This window comes from Granulicella sibirica (genome assembly GCF_004115155.1).
In the GTDB taxonomy this organism is placed as follows: domain Bacteria; phylum Acidobacteriota; class Terriglobia; order Terriglobales; family Acidobacteriaceae; genus Edaphobacter; species Edaphobacter sibiricus.
The window spans coordinates 382,643-407,554 of record NZ_RDSM01000002.1; the positions used below are offsets into that span (position 1 = coordinate 382,643).

Here is a 24,912-nt window from a genome sequence, read left to right on the forward strand (position 1 = left end):
GGACGGGGAGACCTTCATGATTCGAGCGATGTATACGGCGGCAAGCGGGATGAGTGCACAGCAGGCGAACCTGGATACGGTGGCGAATAACCTGGCGAACTCGGCGACGGCGGGCTTCCGGAGCAGGCGGCTGCAGTTCGAGGACATGGTGTACCAGAACCTGATTACGCCGGGGTCGGCGGAGAGCCAACAGACGGTTTCGGCGGGGCTGCAGATCGGGCTTGGGGTGCGGGACGCGGCGACCGAGATCATCATGACGCAGGGGGATTTCAACCAGACGCAGAACCCTCTCGACGTGGCGATTCAAGGGCATGGGTTTTTCCAGTTGACGCGCCCGGACGGGACGATTGCGTATACACGCTCAGGGAACTTTCACCTGACGAACCAAGGGGTGATCGTGACGGCGGAGGGCGATCCGATTCTGCCGTCGATCACGATTCCTCCGAACGCGACGAACGTGACGATCTCGGAGTACGGGGTGGTGACGGCGACGATCCCGGGCCAGACGACCGCGGCTCAGCTTGGGACGATGCAGCTTGCGACGTTCGCGAATCCGGGCGGACTGAACTCGATTGGCGGAAACCTGCTGACGCAGAGCACGTCTTCCGGGAACCCGATCACCGATGTACCAGGTGGCACGAGTGGGCTTGGGCTTCTGCAGCAGGGGTATCTCGAGGCCTCAAACGTGGACGTGGTCGCGGAGTTCGTGCAGATGATCCTCGCGCAGCGGGCCTATGAAAGCAACTCCAAGGTTATTCACGTGGCCGACGACATGTACTCGCAGATCAACAACCTGGTGAGATAGATGAAGACGCTCAGACGGCTAGTGACGATCGGACTTCTGGGATTGGGGGTTTCCGCCGGGTTTGCGGAGACCCCTTGTGCGAGCACTCCGGCGGCGGCGGTTAAGGCTTACGAGAGCGGACAGCCGATCGCGGGAGACCTGGTCGAGGGTTACCGGGTTGCGAGTTGGTACACCGATCTTCCGCTTCGCGTGAACTGGGCGCAGGTGGAGCGATGCGGACATCCGGGCTGGCCGGAGCTCAGCATCCGGATGGCGCAGAGGCCGGAGGGGGCACTCCTCGTGTCCGCTGTCTCGCCCTTGTCCACGGTAGCTGCTGCAGGCGTCACGACAGTTCAGGTAGGTCGTACAAGTGCGTTGCTGCTCGAAAAAACTATCCGGGCTGGTGAACCGGTACGGCTTTGGAGGATTGAGCCAAATTTGCGGATGGAGATGCCGGCCGTGAGCGAGGAAAGCGGCGGAATTGGCGAGAGGATCCGGCTGCGAGTCGTGAGTAACCAGGAGAATGTGCAGGTGGTGCGGTATGTCTTCGGGCTGGTACGTGGGCCGGCAGATGTGGAGTTGGAGTGATGGGGAACTGGAGGCGGTGGGCGGTAGCGTTCCTCCTGATGACTGCGGCTGGTTCGGCCCAGGGGCAGGGGGTAAAGGCGGCGGCGGGCAAGATCGCCAACGTGATCAATCCTCCGAACGTGAATGTCGCTTCGACGTCGCTCAAGGACTATCTGGCACGGGTGAAGGCGACAAGCACGGGCGATCTGCCGACGCCCGGCGCGATCTGGACCGATAGTGGGCGATTCACGCGGATGTCGTCCGATGTGCGGGCGATGCGTCCGAACGACCTGATCTCGGTAGTGGTGTCGGAGAGTCTGGAGTCGGAGACGGATGGGACGGTGAAGAACTCGCGAAGTTCGTCGGCGAGTTCGCAAGTCTCGGCGTTGTTTGGGCTGCTGCACGCTGGCAATGCGCTGCAGAACCTGATCAATCAGAGTTCGAACTCGGGGCTGAATGCGCAGGGAGCGAGCGCAAATAACTCGAGCCTGAGTACGACGTTCGGTGGGCAGGTGGTTGCGGTGCTTCCGAACGGGAATCTCGTGATCGAGGCGGCGCGTGAGGTGGAGTTCAGCCAGCAGACCCAGACTATCCTGCTGCGCGGGCTGGTGCGGCCTGAGGACATTTCGCAGCAGAATCAGGTGCTTTCGACCGCGATCTCGAGCCTTGAGCTTGAGGTGCGGGGCAAGGGAATCATCAACGACTATACGCACCGGCCGAACGCCGTGGTGCGGCTGCTCCAGAAGCTCCTGATCTTCTGATTTGTGTGCCCAAAGGTCCCCCATGCCGGTGCTCCGCTCCAATCCGTATCATCCTGTTTCACAGCGGCGTCTTGTGCTGGGTATGGCGGGACGTTTGACCATCGCGATTCTTCTGCTTGGCGCGGCGGTTGCGTTTGGCTCCGATACTCCGGCTTCGCCTGTGCGGCAGGCGAGGATCAAGGACATCTCTTCGGTTGAAGGGATACGCGACAACCAGCTTGTGGGCTATGGGCTTGTGGTCGGCTTGAACGGGACGGGAGACAGCCAGCAGACGACGTTTCCGACGCAGACGCTGGTGGCGATGCTTCTGCGGATGGGGGTGAGCGTTCCGGCGACTTCAATCCGGGTGCAGAATCTGGCAGCGGTGTTTGTAGCGGCGACGCTTCCTCCATTTGCGCGGCCGGGGACGAAGCTGGATATTACGGCCTCATCGGCTGGCGATGCGCACAGCCTCGAGGGTGGGCTTCTGCTGATGACACCGCTGTATGGGGCGGATGGAAAGATCTATGCGCAGGCGCAGGGGCCCCTGGTGGTGGGTGGGTATTCGGTGAGCGCGAACGGGAACACGAAGCAGTTCAATCATCCTACGACGGCGCGGATACCGTACGGGGCGATGGTGGAGCGGGCGTTGCCGAGTGAGATTGCGGGCATGGACAAGTTCTCTATTCTGCTGAACGACGCGGACTTTCGCAGCGCGGAGGCGATGGCGAAGGCGATCAACACGGAGTTAGGACGTCCGGCGGCCCACGCGGTCGATAGCCGGAGGGTTTCGCTTTCGGTCGCTGCGGGAGAGGAGATTCCGCTGCTCCTGGCGCGGGTGGAGGCGATCGAGGTGCCGTTCTATCCGAGGGCCAAGGTGGTGGTGAACGAGCGAACAGGAACGGTGGTGATCGGCGGGACGGTGGTGCTGCTGCCGGTATCGATCCTGCATGGGGGACTTGCGGTGAACGTGGTGAGCGAGTTCCAGGTCTCGCAGCCGGGGCCGTTCTCGTCGGGGACGACGCAGACGGTTCAGCAGACGCGGGTGGAGGCGCGGGATAAGCCGGTGAGCCGGATTGAGTTGAAGCAGGGCGCGACGGTGGATGACCTGGTGCGAAGTCTGCAGACGATTGGGGCTTCGGCACGTGATGTGATTTCGATTCTGCAGGCGATGAAGGCTGCGGGTTCGCTCGAAGCGGAGATTGAGGTCCTATGAACGGAATATTGGGATCAGGGGCGGCGCAGGCGAGCGTGATCAAGAGTCCGGATGCCGAGGCGCAGGCGATCCAGCAGCACAAGCTGGAGGGCGCGGCGCAGGAGTTTGAGGCGATGTTTCTGCAGGAGATGCTGAAGCCCATGCGAAAGGGCGCGGATGGTGACGACGATAGCGATGGCGGAGGCGATAAGGGCGGGGAGATGAGCGCTGGGAGCGACACGCTGTCGAGCTATGGGACCGAGGCGCTGGCGGGGGCGATCGCGAAGGCAGGTGGGGTGGGGATCGCGCGGCAGATTGTTGCGAAGGTGAGTCTCGAGCACGCCCAACGTTCATTAGAAAAAGCTAATCACCACTAAAGTTGCAGGCTCCTCCGCCGATCAAGCAAGTAGACGGAGGAGACGGAAACGATGAGCTACACAAATGGACTGAATAATCTGCAGCACTTTATCAGCACGGCGGTCACGAGCACGCCGAGCGAAGCCAAAAACGCAAACACAGGGGTGGAGACGGCGGCCCGGATCAACGGCGTGGTCGCCTCCGATAAGGCGAGGCTGAGCACAGCGAGCAGCCTGGTGAGCCTGGCGATCAGTGGGTCGGATGTGCGGTCGGAGAAGATTGCGCCGTTGCAGGCGGCGATTGCCGCGGGGACATATCACGTGTCGTCGTCGGAGGTTGCGGGCAAGGTGCTTCATTCGCTTTTGAACTAAGTGGTGGGCCGGGTGAGTGAGGAGCGGTGATGAGCGTAGAGATGGCGAGGACGCAGGCGATGACGGCGGCAGGAGGTCTTCTGGTCGACCTCGAGGATGCGATCGCCGCGTTGACGGCGCTCGATGGAGACCGGCTCGAACAGATTGAACGGCGTGTCAACGAGACTCTCGGAACCACCGACTTTCGTACCCTCGTGTCAGGTGTGGCGGCGGGGGGCGGCGAGTTGTCTGGGCTTTGGTCGAGGAAGCAGGTGCTTGGGATCCTGCTGGAGAACACGGGCAGGAATCTGAGGGTCCTGGAACGGCTGCATAGCCGCGGAGCTTACGGAGGAGACGTATGGGTACGCTAAGTTCCCTGGTGGATCTATCGAAGAGCGCGCTGCAGGCGAACCAGGCGGCGCTCGATGTCACGGGCAGTAACGTGGCGAATCAGAATGTCGTGGGTTACACGCGGGAGACGCTGAACTGGTCGTCGGATGTGGTGCAGATCGGTGGGGCGTCGGTCGGGGTTGGAGTGAGCACCAGCTCGCCGGTATCGCAGCGGGATCGGGTGCTGGAACAGAGGGTGCAGCAGCAGACGCAGGTTTCGTCGCAGTCGACGGCGCTGCAGTCCGCGTTGAATCAGCTTCAGGGTGTGTTTGGTTTGAGCGCAACGTCTGCGTCCGGAACCACGACTGACCTCAGCAGCGCGATCGATGGGCTTTACAGCTCGTTCAGCTCGCTTGCCGCTTCGCCTGCAAGCAGCACGGTGAGGCAGACGGTTCTAACTGCTGCTGGGACGCTTGCGTCGGCGTTTCAGTCGGCGTCTGGGCAGATTGCTTCGGTGAACTCCGGGCTGACGCAGACGGCGATATCCACTGTGAGCGCGATCAACGGGCTGACGGCGACGATCGCCTCGCTGAACCAACAGATTGCGCGGGTCTCTCCGGATGCGGATGCGGGAACGCTTGAGGATCAGAGACAGGCAGCGGTGGCGCAGTTGTCGCAGTACATCGGGCTCGACCAGGTGACGACGGAAAATAATGGGCTGACGCTTTCGACGAGCAGCGGTGCGGTGCTTGTGGCGGGGGCGCAGTCATTCGCGCTGAAGGGGTCGTCGGTTGCGGGGAAGACACAGATTACGGATGGGGTCAGCACAGTCGATATCTCGGGGCAGATTACAGGCGGGCAGCTTGGAGGCATTCTTGCGGCGCAACAGAACGAGATTCCTTCGTTGACCTCGTCGCTCGATCAACTTGCCTACGCCATTGGGACCTCTGTGAATACACAGAATGCGGCGGGGCTCGATGGGAATGGAGCGGCGGGGGGTGCGCTGTTTGCACTGAATGCGACGTCGAGCGGGGCGGCTAGTTCTATTGCGGTGACGACGACCGATCCTTCGAAGATCGCGGCGGCGGGAACGGGCGAGGGAAGCGCGGGGAATACGAACGCAAATGCGCTGGCGGCTCTGGGGACGGCGTCGCTTCTTGGTGGAGAGAGCGCGTCGAGTTATCTGACGGGTGTGCTTGGGACGCTTGGGAGTGCGGTGGCGGGTGCGACGACGGACCAGACGGCGCAGCAGGCGACGCTGGCGCAACTGACGACGCAGAGGGATTCGCTTTCGGGGGTTTCGCTGGACGATGAGGCCGCGGACCTGACGAAGTATCAGCGTTCGTACCAGGCGGCTTCGAAGCTGTTTCAAATTGTCGACACGATCATCGAAGCGGCAATCAATCTTGGTACGGAGACCGCGGTCTAAGAGAGCTTTGAGGAGTTTGCATGCGCGTTGATCCGAATTACATCTCGAACCTGGCGTCCACCATCTCGCAATCGAACGGAGCTCTGGCCAACCTGACAAATGAGCTTGCGAGCGGACTGCGAGTGAACTCTCTGGGGGATGATCCGGCGGCCGCGGCGGCGAGCCTGAAGCTGAGTACAACGATCACGAACGACGACACGTTTGTGCAGACGGCGACGCAGGAGCAAGGGCTGCTACAGGTGACCGACTCGGCTCTGGGCGAGGTGGTGACACAGTTGACCTCGGCGATTTCGCTTGCGACCGAAGGAGCGACTGGAACGCTGGATTCCGCGCAACAGCAGGCGGTGGTCGAGCAGTTGAAGGGGCTTCAGACACAGATCCTTTCTCTGGCGAACACGAGCTACCTGGGACAGTATGTGTTTGGCGGGAGTCAGGGATCGACGCAGCCGTTTACGCTCGATGCATCCGGTACGGCGACGTACGCGGGGGATTCTGTGCAGCAGACGGTTTTGACTCCGAGCGGGCAGTCGCTGGTGACGAACCTTGCGGGGTCGAGCGTGTTCCAGGCTTCAGGGCAGGATGTGTTCGCCGCGTTGAGCTCGGTGATTGCGGATCTTTCCGCGACGCCTGCTTCGTCGACGAGTGCGGCGGATAGTGCGGCTCTGGGGGCGGCGTTGGCGAACGTGACGCAGCAGCGAAGCGTGTTGGGGAGTTCGCTGGCCCGGCTGCAGCAGACCAGTACCTATGTGCAGACTCAGGTGGCTGGTTTGACAGCGCAGCAGAGTGCGCTGGTTGCGGCGGATCCAGCTTCAGTGGCTACGGATTTGAAGACTGATGAGACGCAGCATGACGCGCTGTTGAGTGTCATTGCAACGTTGAGCAAGGGCAGCTTGTTCGATTACCTGTAGGGCTATACTTGGGCATGCTTCGATCTCTCCGATTTCTCTGGTTCGCGACGCGTGGCAACAGGCTTCGGCCATGGCGAAGTGCGTATCTGCGATGGCGTTTCGAGACGTATACGGGCAAGCGTGCGGAGACGGTGACGCTTGGTGACTTCTGGGGGCTGTTCCGCACGGAATGGAGGCAGTTGCTACACTTTCTGCGATGGACAAGCGAGATTCAGGAGTACGCGGCATCGGGCAGGAACTAGTTCACCGACAGACAGATGGGGAGGCGGCGCTGATTTCGAGGCGCCGTTTTCTGCGTTGGTCTGCGGGTGCCGGGGTGCTGCCGTTCGTGGGGTGTGGGCATCGCGCGGTGCGGGGTGGCGGGGTCCCGGTTGTGAGCTCGGTGACGAGCTCTTTGAAGGCGGCCGGTGCGGCGCATGGCCTGCTTGTCGGGTGTGCGGTGGATACGAGGGCGCTGCGGGCAGACACGGCGTATGCGGCCCTGGTGGCGGAGCAGGCGAGCATCGTCGTGGCCGAGAATGCGATGAAGTGGGGGGCGTTGCATCCGGCGCGGGACACCTATGACTTTGAACAGGCCGATTCTCTCGTGGCGTTTGCTGAAGGGCATCGCATCAAGGTGCGTGGGCATAACCTGTGCTGGCATCGCTATGTTCCGGAGTGGGTGATGAGACTGTCTCCGGGAGCACAGGCGAAGGGGGTCTTCGTGGAGCATATCGAGCGGGTTGCGGGGCGGTATGCGGGCCGGATGCACTCGTGGGATGTGGTGAATGAGGCCATCGAAGTGAAGGATGGGCGTGCGGATGGGATGCGGGTTTCGCCGTGGCTCTCGCTTGTGGGGGACGACTACATCGAGGTCGCGTTTCGTGCTGCGCGGGCGGCTGACCCGCAGGCTTTGCTGACGTACAACGAGTATGGGATTGAGGGGGAGGATGAGGCTTCTTACAGGAAGCGGCGGGCTGTCTTGATGCTGCTGCGGAGGTTGAAAGCTCGGAACGTGCCGGTCGATGCGATGGGTGTGCAGTCGCATCTGTCGGCGGGCGATGCTTCCTATGGACCGGGGCTGAGAGGGTTTCTGAAGGATATGCGGGAACTTGATCTGCAAGTGTTTCTTACCGAGATGGATGTGAATGATCGCGCTCTGCCTGCTGATGTCGCGGTGAGGGACAAGGCTGTGGCTGGGGTGTATGGGCGTTATCTGGATCTTGTGCTGGCTGATCCGGCGGTGACGGCGGTGCTGACGTGGGGGATCACGGACCGGTATACGTGGCTGAATCATGAGGGGTCGCGGAAGGATCAGCTCTCCGAGCGGGCTCTCCCGTTCGATGTGGACTACCGGGGGAAAGAGGCGTTCGACGCGACGATTGATGCTATCGATCGCAGGCCGAAGGCCGGAGCGCGTGGGTGATGTGCTTGCCTTATGATGAAGCAGTCGCGATGCGTCGCGACGTGAAGGGAATCGATACACAATGGGTGATTGGACAAAGCTGACTGCGGCGGATGGGCACGAGTTGAGCGCGTATGTGGCTACTCCTTCGGAGCCGCCCACGGGCGCGGTCATCGTGCTGCAGGAGATCTTCGGGATCAACGCGTATGTGCGGTCGGTGGTGGATGGATATGCGAAGGACGGCTTTCTGGTGATTGCGCCGGCGCTCTTCGATCGCTATGAACGTGGACTTGAACTGAAGTACGAGGGCGAGGATCAGAAGAAGGCGTTCGAGCTATACGCGAAGCTCGATCCGAAGCTGGAGCTTCAGGATATCGCCGCAGCGTATGAGTTTGTGCAGAAGGCGGGGAAGGGAATCGGCGTGGTTGGTTTCTGCTATGGCGGCTTTCTGAGCTGGCTGACGGCGACGCGTGGCGAACAATACGGGATGAAGCCGGACTGCGTGGTTGGTTACTACGCGGGTGGCATTGGCAAGGTCGCGAAGGAGCAGCCGAGCTGCCCGGTGATGCTGCATTTCGGAGCGGAGGATACGCATATCGGGCAGGATCAGATCGACGCTGTGCGCGAGGCCCATCCGGATGTCGAGATTTATATTTACGAGGGTGCGGGGCACGCTTTCAACCGCGATGTCCATCCTCCGAGTTATAATGAAGGGGCCGCGCGGACTGCGCGCGCTCGTACTTTGGAGTTTCTCAAGACGCATATCTCCTAGAATGTGGATCCGGCTGTTTAGGCCGGGGTTCTGTTCGACAGACGCGACGGCTTCCCGAATGAGGCCGAACGTCGGGGCGTGCAATTGCTCTGCTTTCCAAGCGGTGCTATCGTTACGTTAGACACTATGTGAAGTGGACTAGAAGATCAGGAGTAGAAACTGCTGTGTTGGCACCCGTAAAGAAGACAGACATTATTGCAAAGTTCCGTACCCATGACTCCGACACCGGGAGCCCCGAGGTGCAGATCGCTATTTTGAGCGAGCGCATCGGCGAGTTGACGGAACATTTCAAGACGCACAAGAAGGACCATGGCTCGCGCCGTGGACTCCTGATGCTGGTCAGCAAGCGTCGCCGCCTGCTGGACTATCTGAAGAAGTGCGACTCGGACCGTTACCGCGACGTCATCGGCAAGCTCGGTATCCGCAAGTAGTTTGGTGGGCCGGCCGGGCCGGTTCACCATAAAACTTCGGTCACCCGATCCTACCTTGGAAAAAAGCCTAGGAAGAGCAGCCCAGGAAGACCAGCCCTACATGGAAGCACGTCGTACCCGCCATCCTTCGGCCAACTGCCCCGTACGGGATCTGACCAGATCCTGTCGTTGGAGCTGCTGATGATGGCGGGTCTGGATGGTGTTTTCCCTCCCCGCCCGCTCGCCGCGTACGCCGTTTCCGGCTCACGCGCTCCACAACCAGCCTTGAAAAGCGCTACCCGCACGCGGATTGTCTCGATGAGCCGCCAAAGCCGGGTTGCGCTTTGCTGCGTTCGGTAACGCGCCACTGGGCGCACGAGCGACGGGCTACCAAAGATCCCAAAGCGAAGAAAAAAGAGAAGAGGCAAACGATGAAGCAGGACGTAACCGTAGAGCTTGCCGGCGGCAAGCAGATCAAATTTGAGACCGGGCGTATGGCCAAGCAGGCCCCCGGCGCAGCCTTCACGACAAGCGGCGATAACGCCGTGCTGGCAACGGCGACCTCTTCGCCGGACCCGAAGGAAGGCATCGACTTTTTCCCCCTCACCGTTGAGTACCGCGAGTTCACCTATGCCGGTGGACGCATCCCGGGTGGGTTCATCAAGCGTGAAGGACGCCCGAGCGAGAAGGAGATCCTGACGAGCCGTCAGATCGATCGCCCGATTCGTCCTCTGTTCCCCGAGGCTTTTCGGAACGAGACACAGGTAGTTGCATTTGTGTACTCGGCTGACAAGGAAAACGATCCGGACGTGCTTGGCATCAACGGCGCGAGCTGCGCACTGGCGTTGAGCGACATCCCGTTTCACGGTCCTGTGGGCGCGGTGCGCATTGGCATCCTCGACGGCGAGTTCGTGGTGAACCCGACGTACGCGGAACGGGCAAAGAGCGCGCTGAACATCATGGTTGTCGGTACGAAGGACGGCATCGTGATGATCGAGTCGGGTGCGAAGGAGATCGAAGAGAGCCGCGTGGTCGACGCGATCGAGTTTGCGCATGAGGAGATCAAGAAGATCTGCGCAGGCATCGAGGATCTGGTCAGCCGCGCCGGTAAGGCGAAGAAGACGGTCTCCGCTGTGGAGACGGACTTCGACTATCTGAATGCGCTGACCGCGAAGGTTGGTGATCGTCTGAAGGATGCGCTGGATACGCAGAAGCATCCGAAGTTCGAGAGCTATGCGCTGGTGAAGGAGATCAAGGACGAGCTGAAGAAGGATCTTCCAGAAGGCGATCCTTCGGCTGGCAAGAAGCTGAGCAAGTACTACGAACTTCTGCGCGAGAACATTTTCCGCGAGCAGGTTCTGGATCAGCGGATTCGGCCGGATCATCGTGCGTTCGACCAGATTCGTGCGGTGACGGTTGAAGTCGGCGTGCTTCCCCGTGTGCACGGCTCGGCTCTATTTACGCGTGGCGAGACGCAGGCACTTGTGAGCGCAACGCTTGGTACGACGGACGACGCGCAACGGCTCGAGAGCTACGAGGGTGAGCAGAAGCGTCGCTTCATGCTGCACTACAACTTCCCTCCGTTCTCGGTGGGTGAGGTTGGGCGTATGACGGGTGTTGGCCGTCGCGAGATCGGCCATGGCGCGCTGGCGTCGCGTGCGATCGAGGCTGTGCTGCCGGCTGAAGATGAGTCGCCGTACACGCTGCGCGTGGTGTCGGACATTCTTGAGTCGAATGGTTCGTCGTCGATGGCAACGGTATGCGGCGCTTCGCTCTCGCTGATGCAGGCTGGTATCCCGCTCAAGGGCGCGGTTGCTGGAGTGGCGATGGGCCTGGTGAAGGACGGCGACAAGTACGCCATCCTGACCGACATCGCGGGTGCGGAAGATCACTACGGCGATATGGACTTCAAGGTTGCGGGAACCCGCAAGGGAATTACCGCGCTGCAGATGGACATCAAGATCATGGGCATCACGCCGCAGATCATGCGGGAGGCGCTGGAGCAGGCGCGTGTCGGGCGGCTTTCGCTGCTCGACACGATGGACGCGACGATCTCGGGTGCAAGCGCAGAGAAGTCGCAGTTCGCTCCCCGGATCCATACGATCCAGATTCCTACGGACAAGATCCGCGATCTGATCGGACCGGGCGGCAAGGTGATTCGTGGAATCATCGATGCGACCGGTGTAAAGATCGACGTGGACGATACGGGCCGGGTCAACGTGGCTTCGAGCGACGCCGATGGTCTGGCGAAGGCGATCCAGATGATCAGCGATATCACGGCGGTTCCGGAGATCGGCAAGATCTACCTGGGCAAGGTAGTTCGCATTGCCGAGTTCGGCGCGTTCGTCGAGATCTTCCCGGGAACGGATGGCTTGCTGCACGTTTCCGAGATCGCGGAGCATCGCGTGAAGGAAGTGAAGGACGAGCTTCGTGAGGGCGATCAGATCCTGGTGAAGGTGCTGTCGATCGAAGGGAACCGCATCAAGCTTTCGCGTAAGGCTGTGCTGCGTGAGCAGAGGGCGAAGCTTGGTCTGCCTGAGGTTCCGCAGGACTCGGCGTATGGCGCGCCGGTCGAGCGTCCTGAGCCGAAGGATATGGCTGCCGAGGGCGACGCGGACGGTGACGATGACTTTGAAGGCGATGACGAGGATGGCGGCGATGAGCCGAACTTCAATCGTGCGGAGCCAGTCGTCGCGGGTGCGCCTGGAGCGCCGGTTCGTCCGGCTGGTGCGGGTGGACCTGGTGGAGATCGTCGTCCGGGTGGTGGAGATCGTCGTCGCCGCCGTGGTGGTCGTCGTCCGGGTGGTTCCGGTGGCGGGTCGCCGCAGGGTGGCGGTCAGCCCCAGGGCGGCGGCAATCGCTAGACTTTGGGAAACGGTACGTCGAAGGGCCATGCTTGCGCATGGCCCTTTTTCTTGCCTGGGTGTTTCCGGCTCGCGAGGTGAGGCGTGACGCGGCGGCAGGGGATCGGCTTCGTGTTGCTTTGCCTGTGGGCTTCGGCGGCCTGGTTCACGGTGGATCTGCTTCCGGGCCGGCTTGCGCTTATAAACGGGCAAGGATTGCATTTTTTCCTGATTGGTTTTCTGGCGATGCTGTACCAGGGACTGCGGCGGAGGCGGGGTCCTGGGGGCTTTGCGAGCGTAGTGCCGTGGGGTGTGGTGGGGGTGGGGTTGCTGGCGGTTCCGCTGGTTCTGCTCGACGCGGCACAGAGTATGAGTGCGTTGGTGCCGGGCGTTGTGGTCTTCGCGCTGATTCCGGTGGTAGTGGTTACAGGGGTTGGGAGGATGGCGCTGCTGGTTCCGGCGCTGGCTGGGGTGGCGGGTGTGCTGCTGCTGGTGCCCGCGCAGATGCCGGGGTCGCCGAGAGGGTGGGAAGGGCTGGGATTGACCGTGCTCGCGGCTGGAGTGACAGGCGCTTGTCTCGTGGTGCTGCCGCGCATGCTGCGTGGGGTGGAGACGGGGTGGGCCGTGGCGGTGATGTGCCTCGGGAGTGGGGTTGTGCTTGGCGGGGCGGGGGTGGCGGCTGGGGGGGAATGGACGTGGGGTGCGGTTGGCGTTGAGATGGCGAGGGGGGTGCTGTTCGATCTGCCGGAGGTGGTTTTGCTGCTGTGGCTGGTGAAGGCGGTCGAGCCCTACCGGGTGGCGGCGCGTTACCTGGTGGCTCCGCTGTTTACCGTGATCGAAGGGTACGTCCTGCTGAAGCCGGGGTTGGATCTCCGAACCGGTGTGGGTGTGACGCTGCTGGCGGGGGGAGGCTGGTGGCTGCTAAGGGCGGAGGCAGAGGAGCCAGTGAGGCTGGGGCTGGTTTGAACTCGGCTTTACAGCGTGGCTGCTTTACACTCCTCGCGTGAGGTGGCTCATGCTCGCGAGGCTCTTTCGGTTTCGGCTTGCTGGTCTGACTGCGGCGGTTGGCATGTTCTTCGTTCTGGCGATTGGTGCCAGGGCTCAGGAGGATGGAGGGTCGGCCTCGGGTGACGGGGGTGGGCAGGAGGTTCTGGAGAGCATCTTCGTTCCCTACGTGGCGCATGCGCCGTTCAGCCTGACGCTGGCGACCGAATGGCAGAGGCCCATCAGTAACGGCGGAACGTACACGGTGGTGAACTCTAGACCGATCCGGCGGGACGGTGCGGGGCGTATCTACCAGGAACGCTGGCTGCTCTCGCCGAAGGGAAGCGGTATTCCATCGCGGATGAGCTGGATTCAGATCGCCGATCCGGTTGCGCATACCTACTATGAGTGCAGTCCGCGGCAGCATGTGTGCGAAGTGGAAACGCTGAACGACAATACGGCGCTTCGGCTGGATCCGAATCGGTTCAAGTCCGGGGATCTGCCCGACGGCAAGGGAACGCGGACGCATGAGGACCTGGGAGCGCAGACGTTAGCGGGGGTTCCGGTCCATGAGTATCGGGATACGACGACGATCAATCCGGGAGTGCTTGGAAACGATCAGCCGATGTCGACGATTCGACACTTCCGGTTCTCGGCGGAGCTTGGTCTGAATCTCACGTCGGTGGTGGAGACGCCGCGACTGGGGAAGCAGACGTTTACCGTGACCGAGATCAGTACGACGGAGCCGGATGCGCGGTTCTTTGCGCCGCCGGAAGGGTACAACGTTGTAGATCATCGTAAGCCGGTACAGCCGAAGGACTGATCGGGGGGTTGAAGCGGGTGCCCGGGGAGTTGTGGCTGGCGAACTCCCCAGGCATTCCGGGTGAACGAAGACTCGGGTTCAGACGGCGTGATCGCCCTCGCTCAGGCGGCGGTGGAAGAAGTTGAAGACAAGTTGCATCATGCTGTGGGCGAGGTCGGGGTCGTAGCGGATGCCTTCGTCGCGGAGAAAGGCATGGGCTCCGTTGACTTCGATCCAACTCATGCGGGTTCCGGCCTGGTTGAGACGGGCCTGGATGGCGGTGCGGCCTTCGAGGGAGACGTGGGGATCCTGGCGGCCCCAGACCATGAAGAGCTCGCCCTTGATGTCTTCGGTGCGGACGAGGGAGTCGTCGTGCATGCCGGCGCCGAGGGTGGCCTTGTGGAGGTCGGTGGCGTAGAAGCAAACGGTTCCGAGGACCTCGGGGTTGAAGGCGGCGCGGAAGGCGAGATGGCCTCCGATGCAGATGCCCATGACGCCGATCTTGCCGTTGCAGTCGGGGCGGGAGAGAAAGTGGTCGACGACGGCGCGGGAGTCGGCATCATAGCCGGCAATGGTCTTGGTCGTCTTGAGGGCGTTGCCGCGATCGGAGCCGGCCTGGTCGTAGGGGAAGATCTCTCCGGCGGGGACGAACTCGTGGTAGATCTCTGGGACGGCGACGATGAAGCCGTGACCTGCGAGCATGGCTGCCGTGCGGCGGATGGGGGCGGTGACCTGGAAGATCTCGGAGTAGAGGAGGATGGCGGGATAGCGGCCGGGCGCGGCGGGCTTGAGGATGTGGGTGCGCATGAGCCCGTTCGGTGTTTCGAGGTCGACGTAGTCGCCGTTCGTGATGATCATGATGCTCCTAAGAGATTGGGCGGAGGGTTCGCCGGGTTTGAGGAAGGCTAGTGGGATGATAGCGCCTTGGCCAAAGGGTTTGAGGCAGGGAGCGGGGCATGGTTGCCTTGAGTCTTGAATGAAGGGCAGTCGCACGGTTGATTTTGAAGGGTAGCGGTGACGTTATCGGTAACGAAATGAGTGATTTGCATGGGTTAGTTGAAGCGGTTCATACTGAGTCGTCCGCACCCCGGACTATCGCTTTTATGAAGGGTCACACCACGCATGTCTACACCCGCAGCCGCCACGCAAGACGCGGCCAGCATCAAGCCAGCCACAGGAAAATTAGGAATCATGATCCCCGGGATGGGAGCCGTAGCGACGACTCTCATTGCCGGGGTGGAAGCCGTGCGTCGAGGATTCGCGAAGCCGATCGGGTCTATCTCGCAGATGGGGACGATACGGCTCGGTAAGAGAACGGAGGCGAACTCTCCGTTGATCAAGGAGTTCGTGCCTATTGCCGATCTGAACGACATTGTGTTTACCGGATGGGATATCTTCGGCGGGAACTTATATGACGCGGCGAAGACGGCTCAGGTGCTGGATAAGGAGCAGTTGGAGCAGATGCGGCCGTTTCTTGAGTCCATCGAGCCCATGCCTGCTGTCTTCGATCAGTACTACGTGAAGCGTTTGACGGGAACCAGTGTAAAGATCGGCAAGAACAAGTGCGACCTGGCTAACCAGATTCGCAACGACATTGCCGCGTTCAAGACGAAGACGGACCGGCAGGTGATGATCTGGTGCGGTTCGACGGAGATTTTTCTGGAGCAGACGGCGGTGCATCAGACGCTCGAGGGCTTCGAGAAGGGGATGGTTGAGGACGATCCGGGGATCTCGCCCTCAATGCTGTATGCGTGGGCTGCGCTGAAGGAAGGGATTCCGTTCGCGAATGGGGCGCCTAACTTGACGGTTGATATTCCGGCGCTCCGTGAGTTATCGAGGAAGATGAATGCGCCTATCTGCGGGAAGGACTTCAAGACGGGGCAGACGTTCATCAAGACAGTGCTTGCCCCGGCATTCAAGACACGGATGCTTGGGGTAAGTGGGTGGTACTCGACGAATATCCTCGGTAACCGCGATGGCGAGGTGCTGGATGATCCGGAATCGTTCAAGACGAAAGAGGAGTCGAAGCTTGGAGTGCTGGATCTAATCTTCCAGCCAGAGCTGCATCCTGATTTGTATAAGGATCTGTATCACAAGGTTCGGATCAACTATTACCCTCCGCGCGGGGATAATAAAGAAGGCTGGGATAACATCGATATCTTTGGGTGGATGGGATATCCCATGCAGTTGAAGGTGGATTTCCTTTGCCGGGATTCGATCCTTGCGGCACCGCTGGCGCTGGATCTTTGTTTATTCATGGATCTTGCGGCGCGGACGCCTAGCCTGCGTGGGCTGGGGATTCAGGAGTGGCTGAGCTTTTATTTCAAGGCTCCGGATTCGGCTCCCGGGGTTTATCCCGAGCATGATCTGTTTATCCAATCGATGAAGATGAAGAATACCCTCCGGCACATTATGGGGGAGGATTTGATTACTCATCTTGGGTTGGATTATTACGGAGCGTAGTTCATTTGGGACGGCGGCTTCGGTGGCTGGGGTGGAACGTACCTCAGCAGCTGAAGCCGCTTACCTTTGTTCGTATGATTGGCAGGGAAGCCGTGCCTGTAAGCGGTACGGTCAGGCCTTTGGAGGCCGTGGAATAACGGCGAGTGCTGCGTGGGCGGCGGTAGGGGTTCCCACCTTAGCCGACGATAGAGCTGTCGGCGAAGAGGGGGCACCCTTTTCCGAGGCCGTCAAACTGAGCGCGGGGTAGCTACTCGGCGAGGGAGGTGAGGCGTTGCCAGAGTTGCGGGATTCCGGCATTCGTTTTGGCCGAGATGGGGAGGATCTCGGGGATCTCGTGGGCTTGCTTGAGGGCGGCGATGCTCTTGTTGAGGTTGTTGTTCGAGAGGCGGTCGGCCTTGGTTCCAACGACCAGGTAGGGGCGCTGGGTCTGCTTGAAGAAGTCGATGAGTTGGGTGTCGCTCGCTTGTGGTGGGATGTTAGTGTCGACGAGGCAGATGCAGAGGGCGAGCTGCTCGCGCTCGGCGATATAGGGCTCGATGAACTGGGGCCATTCGGCGGAGATTGATTTGGAGATTTTGGCGTAACCGTAGCCGGGGAGGTCGGCAAAGATGAGGGTGGGACGGATCTTCTTCTTGTCGCCAGAGCCCTCGTGGAGAGCGAAGAAGTTGATTGCGCGCGTGCGGCCGGGAGTGGAGGAGGTGTGGGCCTCTTTCGAACCCAAGAGAGCGTTGATCAGGGACGACTTGCCGACGTTGGAGCGGCCGAGGAAGGCGATCTCGGGAGCGTTGTGGGTGCGGCTTTCCGCGGGGAAGTGGCTGGGGTCGGTCGCGGAGAGAAGGAAGACGGGGGTGAGGCGCATCTCTTGAGTTTACGCGGGCAAGAGTAAGGGCGCGACCCTTGGAGGCCGCGCCCTGTTTTCTGCTTGACTGCTTGGGGTTACTGCACTCTCAGCGGGGTGTTCAGGCGGAAGGTGACGGTGGATTCGGAAGGAATGACGACATCCCGGTTGCCTGTGTAGGCGGCTGCGGCAGTACCTCCGCCGCCTCCGGCGAGACCCCCGATGAGGGCTCCCTTGCCGCCGCCGGCGATGCCTCCGATGATGGCCCCTAGACCAGCGCCGCCACCGATGAAACCAGCAGACCGCTTGCCGCGGCCCTTGCTCTCCTGCTCATACTCGCTGGTTGAGACCCGCTCGCCGGCGATCGTGGTGAGTTCGATCCCGAGGGCTCCAGCGCCCTTGAAGCGGCCCTTGCCCTTGGCGGCAACGACGGTGCCGCGAACGGCGGTGCCACGGGCGAAGACCGTCTTGCCCCCGGTTGCGGTGAGGGGCTCGGCTAGGACTCCTGAGAAGCTGTCGCCGACTTCATTATGGCTGGCGCTTAGAGTCTGCGTCACAGTGACGGCGACGCGCGCGCCGGCGGGAACAGTGCGGTATACGGGAGCTGGCGGGGGTGGTGGAGCGGTTGCAGTCGCCGGAGCAGGAGCCGGTGTCATCGCCGGTGGTGGTGGCGGTGGAACATTCGCCGCAGGCTGCGGGTTCGGATTTGGCGTGAAGGTACCGTCAGGATTCAGTGTGCCCTGCTGGGGCGCATTGGTGGCAGTGGCGGGCGGGGTAGCGGGAGCCGCTGCGGGCGGCGGTGGTGGAGCACTCTTGCAGCCGTTGGCTATAAGTCCCAGAGCCAGAAGGCCCGTCGCGGTGACTCTGCCGATCGTGAGGGGCTTGATTGGGTGCGCGATATTCATTTCGTTCTCCGGATCGAATTAGTCTGTCTGGCCCATGGCGCGGGCGGTTGAGGTGCAGAACCGTGCTGTCCCTTACGAATGGATGCGTATGGGTGGCTCCGAGGTACTTCATTCTTGCAGGCTTTGTACAATCAGCAGAACGAAGATTTCGGAGAGAAGCCTCACCATGACGATCGAAGGCCGTACCTATCCGCACAGCATGCTGCGTGAGATTAATGAGCAGCCGGACGCCATTACGCGGACGCTGGAGTTTTACCTAGAAGCCGGATTCAAGAGCTTCAAGAACGGGTCGATGGCGGAGGCGGCGAAGCTGATCTGCAAGCAGCCTCACCTGGTGATCGTGGCGAGCGGTTCGAGCCGTCATGCGGGGCTTGCGGCGGAGATCCTGCTGGAGGATCTGGCGGGAATTGCGGTCGATGTGGAGTATGCGAGCGAGTATGCGTGCCGGAGCACAAGTGCGAAGATTGATCCGGCGTGCCCGGTGATGGTGCTGTCGCAGTCGGGCGAGACGGCGGACACGCTGGCGGCGCTGCGCGAGGCGGCACGGCGTGGGCATCCGACGATCGCGGTGACGAATGTGCCGCACTCGACGATGTCGCGGGAGGCGGGTTTCTCACTGCCGACGCTGGCGGGGAAGGAACTGGCGATTCCGGCGACGAAGAGCTTTACGACACAGCTTGTGGTCGTTGCTTTGCTGGCGCTGAGCGTGGGGAGCCATCGGGGAGTGATCAGCGCGGAGGAGCTAACGGCTCATCTGGAGGCATTGGCGGGGATTCCAGGGAGCCTCGCGCGGCAGTTGCCGGAGTGGGAGACGGTTGTTCATGGGCTTGCGCCGGTGTTCCGGGATGCGAAGACGTTTCTCTATCTTGGGCGTGGGGTTCACTACGCCATGGCTCGCGAGGGGGCGCTGAAGTTGAAGGAGTCCTCTTACCTGCATGCGGAGGGATATCCGACGGGTGAATTGAAGCATGGGCCGAATGCGCTTGTGTCGGCGGAGGTGCCACTTGTGGTGCTGGCGACGGTGGATAAGGCGAATGCTGAATCGGTGCTGCGATATGAGAAGACGGTGGGGCTGCTCGAGGATATGCAGAGGCAGGGAGCCCGGGTCGTCGCGTTGGTGAATACGGGGGATGCGATTGTGCCGGGGCTAGTGGGGTACGTGGTTGAGGTGGATGCGGAGCCGGAAGGACTGTTTCCGATTACGGAGGTGGTGCCGCTGCAGCTCTTCTCCTACTTCACGGCGGTGATGCATGGAATCGATGTGGATCGGCCGAGGAATCTGAGCAAGGCTGTGCTGGCGGAGTAGTTCGACTCAGGCTGCGGCGGGTGGGATGGGCTCGTCGCGGGCCATGAGGAGGATGGTGGCGAGGCCGAGGAGGAGGGTGGCTCCTTCGAGGCGCTCGGAGAGCGGGTGGAGACGCTCGAAGTCGATGCGGGCGGGGTCGGTGGGCGGGATGGACTCGATGATGCCGTTTGCGGCGAGACGGTCGCGTTCCATCCTGGGCAGGATGCCGAATTGGGACGTTGCGGTGATCAGGAGCATGAGGGCGATGAGGGCTGCCTGGATCGCGACATTGCGGGGTCTTCGGCTGGCTTGGAGAAGCAGAATGCTGGCGAGGAGAAAGACAGTTCCGCAGACCATGCCGATACTGTGAAGGGCCAGCAGGGTGTAGCGGACGACGATCCCGGCCTCGTGCGGGCTGGGGAGGTTTCCGAAGGCGACGGGGGCGACGACGAAGGCGAAGAAGGTTATTCCCCCGACCCATACGACGATGGACAGGAGGCGTAGGGCGCGGAGAACGGTCGGCATTCATTAAGACTACACAGGGAGTTGTAGTGAAAGGTGTTTACTGTGAATTCATAGTCCCGTAACATTGAGGTTAGAGAAGAGAGCCGTTTTTTGCGGATGGGTGTGGGCCGGTGCAGGAGTTGTTGACGGAAAATTTTGTAGTGGTGGACGGGGTGCGGGTTCACTTTGGCAAGGCCGGGTCGGGGCCGGCGCTTGTACTGGTGCATGGCCTGGTAGGGTCGGTGGGGAACTGGCGACGGAATATCGTGGAATTGGCCGAGGACGCTACGGTGTACGCGGTCGACCTGACGAACATGGGACGGTCGGAGCGGGTGAAGGGTCTGGATGCGAGCCTGGCGGCTACGGCGGATCGGCTGGCGGCTTTTATGGAAGCGCTTGGGCTGGATAAGGCGGATATCTCCGGGCACTCGCATGGCGGGGCGGTGGCGATGATGTTCGCGGCTCGGCATCCGGAGCGGGTGCGGAGCTTGATCCTGTTTGCCCCGGCGAATCCGTTCTGTGACTTTGGGCATTTCCTGGTGCGGTTTTACCAGACGCGTACGGGCAAGGCGCTGGCTCGGATGGTGCCCTATCTGCCGAAGCAGCTGCATGCGCTTTCGCTGCGACGGATGTATGGGGATCCGCTGCGGGTGACGGATGGGTCGCTTGAGGGGTATACGGATGGGCTGCGGGTTCCGGGGACGATGGAACATATCCTGCGGATCGTTGGCTCGTGGTTCGAGGATATGCGGCTTCTGCAGGGGGAGTTGGAGCGGATTGCGATGACGCCTACGCTTCTGGTGTGGGGGGATCGGGATCGGGCGGTTGGGCTTCGGTCGGCAGAGTTTTTGCAGGAGATCCTGCAGCGGTCGCGGTTGGTGGTGGTTCCGGGGGCTGGGCATATTCCGTTTGAGGAGATGCCGGAGGAGTGCAACCGGGCGGTGCATGGGTGGTTGAGTGGGGCGGTTTCGGCTTAGGGCTTTGTTTGAGTGTGGGGATGAAGAGCAACTAACGGGACGCAAAGCGAAGACGTAGAACTTGCAATGACAAGTGCTCCGGCTATCTGGCGGTATGGGCTTCCCACCTTAGCAGACGGTTATGCTGTCGGCGAAGGTGGGGCACCCGCTTTGGGTGAGGTATCTGGTTTACGTTTGGGTACACGGTTTGGTGGGTGCTCGTGGTTTGTGGGGTAGGATGGTCTTCGATTTGGAGGGACTATGCCTAAGTTTCTGATTGAGCGGAATATTCCCGGTGCGGGTGATCTGACGCCGGATCAGTTGAATGCGGTGTCGAAGACTTCGTGTGCGGCGATTCGGACGATCGGGCCGCAGGTGCAGTGGGTGGAGTCGTTTGTGACGGATGACAAGATTTACTGTGTCTACATTGCTCCCGATGAGGCTACGGTTCTGGAGCATGCGAAGATCGGCGGGTTTCCGGCGAATTCGGTGAAGGTGATCCGGACGATCATTGACCCGACTACGGCTGAGTAAGGCATACCTCAGGGGCTGAAGCCCCTTTTTTTTCTCGGGCCTGGGTGGCACGGCTGAAGCCGTGCCCTTAAGCATGACGCCGCCAAGCCACAGTCCGACCATGTTGGCTGTTCGACATCCACCCTTCAGCTGTATGGGCTCCCACCTTAGCCGACGATAGAGCTGTCGGCGAAGGTGGGGCGCCCGGAGTCTTGGCTTGCTGCTAGAGGTTGAAGGTGGTGGAGAGCCAAGTGCGCATCTCGGCTTGCATCTGGTCGAGTTTGGAGCGGGGTGAGGTGGGGACGCCCTGGAAGAAGTGATCGGCGCCTTCGATCCAGACGAGGTGTTTGGGGTCGGGGGCGTGGGAGAGGACTTCCTGCATGGTCTCGGGTGGGCCGAACTCATCTTCGGTGCCGCTGATGAAGAGTTTGGGCCCGATGCATTTGGGGAGGAAGCCGTAGGTGTAGTCGCGACCGGCGGCTCGGACGGGGAGTCCGAGGCCGATGAGGCCCTTGACGCGGACGTCCCCGCAGCAGGCGCGGAGGCCGATGTTGGAGCCGAAGGAGAAGCCGGCGAAGAGGATGGGGAGCTTGTAGTTGTGTTCGAGCCAGGAGAGGGCGGCGCGGACGTCGTTCTGCTCACCGTGGCCATTGTCGTGGGCGCCTTCACTGAGGCCGGTTCCGCGGAAGTTGAAGCGGAGGACGGGCAGGCCGAAGGAGGCGAAGGCTTTCATGGCGTGGTAGACGACCTTGTTGTGCATCGTTCCGCCGCTCGGGGGGTGGGGGTGGCAGACGATGGCGGAGAAGGGGGCGTCGGGGCGTCCGGTGTTGAGTACGGCTTCGAGGCGACCGGCGGGACCGTAGAGGTCGTCGACGGTGCGGACGTGAGAGATGTGAGGGGAGGCGTCGGTCGGCGGCGTCATGAATCGTTAGTTTACCGCTCGATGGCTGCGGACGCTTGCGGGGGCAGGCTCGGGTTATTCTGGACGGGCATGAACCTAGATCCGATTGAACTGACTCGCAAGCTTGTCAATATTGAATCCATCAGCTATCACGAAGGCGTCGTGGGTGCGTTTTTACACGAGTTTCTTGAGGGTGAGGGGTATGCGGTCGAGAGAATGGCCGTGGATCAGCCGGATCCGGAGAGGACGCCGGGTGGGGGTACGGGGGAGCGGTTCAACGTCTATGCGGTGATGCCGGGGGTGACGGCAGACTTGGTTTTGTCCACGCATATGGATACGGTTCCACCGTTCTTTGGGTGCACGGAGGATGACGAGTATCTGTACGGGCGCGGGACCTGCGATGCCAAGGGAATCATCGCGGCGCAGGTGGCGGCTGCGGACCAGTTGCGGCAGGCGGGGGTGAAGGTTGGGCTGCTGTTTGTCGTCGGTGAGGAGCGAGATTCGGGTGGGGCGAAGGTGGCGAATCTGAATCCGCGTGGGTCGAGCTTTCTGATCAATGGGGAGCCTACGGACAATCGGCTGGCGCTAGCGACCAAGGGGGCGCTGCGGGTGGAGATTCGGGCGAGTGGGCGGATGGCGCATTCGGCTTATCCGGAGCTGGGCGATTCGGCGATCGATAAGCTGCTGGCGGCGCTTTACGACGTGCAACAGCTCAACCTGCCGATCGAGCCGGAGATTGGGCCGACTACGGTGAACGTTGGACTCATTCATGGGGGAAGGGCGCCGAACGTGATTGCGGATAAGGCGGAGGCGCATCTGCTGATTCGGACGGTGGGGCCCTCGGAGGATGTGAAGCGGGCGATTCTGAAGGCTGTGGGGGATCGGGCGGAGGTGACGTTCTCGCTGGATTTGACGTTTGTGCGGATGCGTCGGGTGGGCTCGCTCGAGACGATGATCGCGAAATTTGCTACGGACATTCCTTCGCTGACGAGGTGGGGAGAGCCGTTTCTGCTGGGGCCGGGGTCGATCCATGTGGCGCACACGACGGAGGAGCGCATCAGCAAGAAGGAGTTGCTGGAGTGCGTGGGGCTTTATGTGGATCTGGCTACTAGTCTGGTGAAGGGCTAGGGCTTCGGGTCAAGGCCGGCGAAGAGGCTCGGGAGATCGACGAAGATCGGGGTTCCGGGGACTTCGAGGCGGGCGGCCGCAGTCCAGCTTGCGCCGATGCACATGCGTCCGGTGCGGGTATCGGGATCGATGATCCAGATGGTCTCGACTCCCATCTTCCGATAGTCTTCGGCTCGGCGTTGGGTGTCAGAGTAGCTGTCGTCTGGGGAGAGGATTTCGATGATGAGGACAGGGGCGTCGACAAGAACCGGTGGCTGAGGGCCAGATGTGACGACGGTGACATCTGGGATGCGAACACGAGTAGAAGATACGCGGGCTCTCCACTCGACGGCGACCATAACCTGCCATTCTGATTCGTGGGAGAGAAACCAGCCGCCTAGAAGCATCTGGATGCGAGCGTGTTCCCAGGTTCCCATGTTCCGCTCCACGATTTCGCCGTCGATATACTCGCGGTCGGGCCGGTAGGTCCGCTCGAGGTACTCGGCGATGGGAATTTGAACCGAGGTCGCCATATCTGTTGGCTGAAGTCTAGCAGATGGGTCAGGAGGAGAGGACTTCGAAGGGGAGGGTGTTGAGGTTGTCTTCGGCGAGGACGGCGGTTTCGTCGGGGTTGGTGGGATTGTAGCGGATGGTGAGGGTGGGGGCTCCGGTGGCGACGCGTTCGGCGGCGGAGTGGCTGGTAGGGGTGGAGTGGGCGTAGCCGCCGTAGTATTCGCCGTTTAGGGTGAAGTGGAAGCCGGCCTCTATCTGATAGTTGCTGGAGAAGGAGGCGTTGGGATCAGAGACAGGATTGACGGACCAGCGGTTGATCTCGGCTGTGGTTTTCGGCCAGGTGGTGGCCTGTTGGATCTTTTTCCTGCGTTTGGACTCGCGGAGGGTGCGCTGAATGCTCTCGAACAGGGGAAGGCCGTGCATGGGTGAGATCGTAATACCCCCGGTGTAGGTGCTTCAAGTGGTTGGAAAGAGTACGGCGCGAGTAGTATTTTGGACGGGCACTTATCTCGTACGTTCGAGGTCTGCCATGATGCGTGTCGCGGTGCTTTTTCTCTTTTGCTCTTTGCGTGCTGGAGAGTTGTTTGCACAGGCCGGAGGGGTTTTGGGTGATTGCCCGATCGGGATGCGGGCTCGTTATGAAGGCGGATTGACGGCGCAGCGTGTCACGGATGGGAAGGTTGAGGTTGTGCAGAGGATGCATCTCAACTTCTGGAATCTGGAGAAGCGCGAGGTGGCGGGAGCTGCGGCTTCCTTCCATGGGTATACGGCGCAGGTTCGGTATGCACCGCTTGAGCCTTCAGGCAAAGGTGGATCGGATATTTCACGGACAGTGGATTTTCAGTTGGCGCTTGGCAAGGGTGAAATGGCGACGAAGCCGTTGGCGTTGAAGTCATTCGGGTCGGTGAGCTGGATCGATTTGCGATCGGTCACATATGCCGATGGTTCGGTGTGGAAGGCTGCCGAGGGAAGCAACTGCCGGATTGAGCCGGATCGGTTTCTACTGGTCGGCGGGCAGTAAGGGGAGTTTCGGGCTGGTTTTCCTCAACGGAAAAGAGCAGCGACGGAAGCC

28 protein-coding genes are annotated in these 24,912 nt (G+C 61.3%); 21 read left to right on the top strand and 7 right to left on the bottom strand.

What is annotated here, in order from left to right; genetic code table 11:
- Positions 1-16: 16 nt before the first annotated feature.
- The 15 genes from flgG to GRAN_RS12630 all read left to right on the top strand — a co-directional run bounded on the left by flgG (position 17) and on the right by GRAN_RS12630 (position 13,876).
- Positions 17-805, top strand: a complete 789-nt coding sequence (flgG, locus tag GRAN_RS12555) for a flagellar basal-body rod protein FlgG (RefSeq protein WP_128913385.1) — start codon at positions 17-19, stop codon at positions 803-805.
- Positions 806-1,372: a hypothetical protein gene (locus GRAN_RS12560; protein WP_128913386.1), complete on the top strand. Its 567-nt coding sequence runs from the start codon at positions 806-808 to the stop codon at positions 1,370-1,372.
- Entirely contained in the window at positions 1,372-2,112 is a 741-nt protein-coding gene (locus tag GRAN_RS12565) for a flagellar basal body L-ring protein FlgH (protein WP_241654540.1), read from the top strand. The genes GRAN_RS12560 and GRAN_RS12565 overlap by 1 nt, the downstream gene beginning before the upstream one ends.
- A 22-nt stretch (positions 2,113-2,134) precedes the next feature.
- The gene (locus GRAN_RS12570; protein WP_241654541.1) at positions 2,135-3,307 is read left to right on the top strand and encodes a flagellar basal body P-ring protein FlgI; all 1,173 of its coding nucleotides are present in this window, start codon (positions 2,135-2,137) and stop codon (positions 3,305-3,307) included.
- Positions 3,304-3,663 (top strand): hypothetical protein, encoded by a 360-nt coding sequence (locus GRAN_RS12575; RefSeq protein ID WP_128913387.1) that lies wholly within the window; start codon positions 3,304-3,306, stop codon positions 3,661-3,663. The genes GRAN_RS12570 and GRAN_RS12575 overlap by 4 nt, the downstream gene beginning before the upstream one ends.
- A 51-nt stretch (positions 3,664-3,714) precedes the next feature.
- Positions 3,715-4,014, top strand: a complete 300-nt coding sequence (flgM, locus tag GRAN_RS12580) for a flagellar biosynthesis anti-sigma factor FlgM (RefSeq protein ID WP_128913388.1) — start codon at positions 3,715-3,717, stop codon at positions 4,012-4,014.
- A gap of 29 nt (positions 4,015-4,043) precedes the next feature.
- Positions 4,044-4,364, top strand: a complete 321-nt coding sequence (locus GRAN_RS12585; protein WP_128913389.1) for a hypothetical protein — start codon at positions 4,044-4,046, stop codon at positions 4,362-4,364.
- Complete coding sequence (gene flgK / locus GRAN_RS12590) at positions 4,352-5,752, top strand: flagellar hook-associated protein FlgK (RefSeq protein ID WP_128913390.1); 1,401 nt, start codon at positions 4,352-4,354, stop codon at positions 5,750-5,752. The genes GRAN_RS12585 and flgK overlap by 13 nt, the downstream gene beginning before the upstream one ends.
- A gap of 20 nt (positions 5,753-5,772) precedes the next feature.
- Positions 5,773-6,660 carry a flagellin N-terminal helical domain-containing protein gene (locus tag GRAN_RS12595; protein WP_128913391.1) on the top strand — a complete coding sequence of 296 codons (888 nt, stop codon included), beginning with the start codon at positions 5,773-5,775 and terminating at the stop codon, positions 6,658-6,660.
- A gap of 169 nt (positions 6,661-6,829) precedes the next feature.
- Positions 6,830-8,065 (top strand): endo-1,4-beta-xylanase, encoded by a 1,236-nt coding sequence (locus tag GRAN_RS12605; RefSeq protein WP_128913393.1) that lies wholly within the window; start codon positions 6,830-6,832, stop codon positions 8,063-8,065.
- Positions 8,066-8,126: 61 nt separating this feature from the next.
- Positions 8,127-8,816, top strand: a complete 690-nt coding sequence (locus GRAN_RS12610; protein ID WP_128913394.1) for a dienelactone hydrolase family protein — start codon at positions 8,127-8,129, stop codon at positions 8,814-8,816.
- Between the two features lie 164 nt (positions 8,817-8,980).
- Entirely contained in the window at positions 8,981-9,247 is a 267-nt protein-coding gene (gene rpsO / locus GRAN_RS12615; protein ID WP_128913395.1) for a 30S ribosomal protein S15, read from the top strand.
- 410 nt (positions 9,248-9,657) lie between these two features.
- The gene (gene pnp / locus GRAN_RS12620) at positions 9,658-12,090 is read left to right on the top strand and encodes a polyribonucleotide nucleotidyltransferase (protein ID WP_128913396.1); all 2,433 of its coding nucleotides are present in this window, start codon (positions 9,658-9,660) and stop codon (positions 12,088-12,090) included.
- An 84-nt stretch (positions 12,091-12,174) separates the two neighbouring features.
- Positions 12,175-13,035 carry a hypothetical protein gene (locus GRAN_RS12625; protein WP_128913397.1) on the top strand — a complete coding sequence of 287 codons (861 nt, stop codon included), beginning with the start codon at positions 12,175-12,177 and terminating at the stop codon, positions 13,033-13,035.
- Positions 13,036-13,084: 49 nt separating this feature from the next.
- Positions 13,085-13,876, top strand: a complete 792-nt coding sequence (locus tag GRAN_RS12630; RefSeq protein ID WP_128913398.1) for a hypothetical protein — start codon at positions 13,085-13,087, stop codon at positions 13,874-13,876.
- A gap of 78 nt (positions 13,877-13,954) precedes the next feature.
- On the opposite strand, the gene GRAN_RS12635 is transcribed toward GRAN_RS12630, so the two are convergent.
- Positions 13,955-14,713, bottom strand: coding sequence for a dienelactone hydrolase family protein (locus GRAN_RS12635; protein ID WP_128913399.1), 759 nt, complete (start codon positions 14,711-14,713; stop codon positions 13,955-13,957).
- 264 nt (positions 14,714-14,977) lie between these two features.
- Here GRAN_RS12635 and GRAN_RS12640 point away from each other — a divergent pair, with 264 nt between their 5' ends.
- On the top strand, positions 14,978-16,318 hold the full coding sequence (locus GRAN_RS12640) for an inositol-3-phosphate synthase (RefSeq protein WP_128913400.1): 1,341 nt from the start codon (positions 14,978-14,980) through the stop codon (positions 16,316-16,318).
- Positions 16,319-16,565: 247 nt separating this feature from the next.
- On the opposite strand, the gene yihA is transcribed toward GRAN_RS12640, so the two are convergent.
- The gene (gene yihA / locus GRAN_RS12645) at positions 16,566-17,177 is read right to left on the bottom strand and encodes a ribosome biogenesis GTP-binding protein YihA/YsxC (protein ID WP_128913401.1); all 612 of its coding nucleotides are present in this window, start codon (positions 17,175-17,177) and stop codon (positions 16,566-16,568) included.
- A 77-nt stretch (positions 17,178-17,254) separates the two neighbouring features.
- On the bottom strand, positions 17,255-18,061 hold the full coding sequence (locus GRAN_RS12650; RefSeq protein WP_128913402.1) for a hypothetical protein: 807 nt from the start codon (positions 18,059-18,061) through the stop codon (positions 17,255-17,257).
- Positions 18,062-18,227: 166 nt separating this feature from the next.
- Here GRAN_RS12650 and GRAN_RS12655 point away from each other — a divergent pair, with 166 nt between their 5' ends.
- Positions 18,228-19,367, top strand: coding sequence for an SIS domain-containing protein (locus tag GRAN_RS12655; RefSeq protein ID WP_128913403.1), 1,140 nt, complete (start codon positions 18,228-18,230; stop codon positions 19,365-19,367).
- A gap of 6 nt (positions 19,368-19,373) precedes the next feature.
- Here GRAN_RS12655 and GRAN_RS12660 read toward each other — a convergent pair whose 3' ends face one another.
- Positions 19,374-19,871: a DUF4149 domain-containing protein gene (locus tag GRAN_RS12660; protein WP_128913404.1), complete on the bottom strand. Its 498-nt coding sequence runs from the start codon at positions 19,869-19,871 to the stop codon at positions 19,374-19,376.
- Between the two features lie 122 nt (positions 19,872-19,993).
- Here GRAN_RS12660 and GRAN_RS12665 point away from each other — a divergent pair, with 122 nt between their 5' ends.
- Together GRAN_RS12665 and GRAN_RS12670 are read left to right on the top strand one after the other, a co-directional pair.
- Positions 19,994-20,827 (top strand): alpha/beta fold hydrolase, encoded by an 834-nt coding sequence (locus GRAN_RS12665; protein WP_241654542.1) that lies wholly within the window; start codon positions 19,994-19,996, stop codon positions 20,825-20,827.
- A gap of 240 nt (positions 20,828-21,067) precedes the next feature.
- Entirely contained in the window at positions 21,068-21,340 is a 273-nt protein-coding gene (locus tag GRAN_RS12670) for a DUF4242 domain-containing protein (RefSeq protein WP_128913405.1), read from the top strand.
- A 202-nt stretch (positions 21,341-21,542) separates the two neighbouring features.
- Here the strand turns inward: GRAN_RS12670 and GRAN_RS12675 are convergent, their stop codons facing one another.
- Positions 21,543-22,241 carry an alpha/beta hydrolase gene (locus GRAN_RS12675; protein ID WP_128913406.1) on the bottom strand — a complete coding sequence of 233 codons (699 nt, stop codon included), beginning with the start codon at positions 22,239-22,241 and terminating at the stop codon, positions 21,543-21,545.
- Positions 22,242-22,310: 69 nt separating this feature from the next.
- Between GRAN_RS12675 and GRAN_RS12680 the strand changes: the two genes are divergently transcribed.
- The gene (locus GRAN_RS12680) at positions 22,311-23,348 is read left to right on the top strand and encodes a M20/M25/M40 family metallo-hydrolase (RefSeq protein ID WP_128913407.1); all 1,038 of its coding nucleotides are present in this window, start codon (positions 22,311-22,313) and stop codon (positions 23,346-23,348) included.
- On the opposite strand, the gene GRAN_RS12685 is transcribed toward GRAN_RS12680, so the two are convergent.
- Positions 23,345-23,860 carry a Uma2 family endonuclease gene (locus GRAN_RS12685; protein ID WP_128913408.1) on the bottom strand — a complete coding sequence of 172 codons (516 nt, stop codon included), beginning with the start codon at positions 23,858-23,860 and terminating at the stop codon, positions 23,345-23,347. The two genes, GRAN_RS12680 and GRAN_RS12685, sit on opposite strands and share 4 nt — an antisense overlap.
- A gap of 28 nt (positions 23,861-23,888) precedes the next feature.
- Positions 23,889-24,263: a DUF3592 domain-containing protein gene (locus GRAN_RS12690; protein WP_128913409.1), complete on the bottom strand. Its 375-nt coding sequence runs from the start codon at positions 24,261-24,263 to the stop codon at positions 23,889-23,891.
- Positions 24,264-24,444: 181 nt separating this feature from the next.
- Here GRAN_RS12690 and GRAN_RS12695 point away from each other — a divergent pair, with 181 nt between their 5' ends.
- Positions 24,445-24,861 (top strand): hypothetical protein, encoded by a 417-nt coding sequence (locus GRAN_RS12695; protein WP_128913410.1) that lies wholly within the window; start codon positions 24,445-24,447, stop codon positions 24,859-24,861.
- The last annotated feature ends 51 nt before the right edge of the window (positions 24,862-24,912 follow it).